The sequence below is a fragment of the Acinetobacter sp. AKBS16 genome, from assembly GCF_002899995.1.
GTDB lineage: Bacteria > Pseudomonadota > Gammaproteobacteria > Pseudomonadales > Moraxellaceae > Acinetobacter > Acinetobacter baumannii.
Map to the genome: position 1 here is coordinate 1 of NZ_POYH01000086.1, position 273 is coordinate 273.

The following is a 273-nucleotide window of genomic DNA, read 5'->3' on the forward strand; positions in this document are numbered from 1 at the left end:
TTACGTTTAGCGAGGCGGTCAGTGGCTTTGATATTGATGACATCACGCCAGTAGGCGGTACGCTGAGCAATCTGGTCCAAAGTACAACCAACCCGAATGTCTGGACAGCTACGTTTACAGCTGACGGCAGTGGTGCGGCTCCAAGCATCAGTGTTGCAGACGGTGCCTATACAGACCTTGCAGGTAACTTGGGTACAGGCGATGTACTCGATGGTACGGACGGCTTTGTGGTTGATACGCTAGCTCCGGCACCGGTGATTACGATTGATCCTG

The 273-nt window shown here is 53.1% G+C and carries 1 protein-coding gene; it reads left to right on the plus strand.

Translation table 11 applies throughout. From position 1 onward, the window contains the following. Positions 1-273 (plus strand): Ig-like domain-containing protein (locus C1642_RS15310; RefSeq protein WP_213064244.1); only part of this gene is annotated, 273 nt, incomplete at both ends.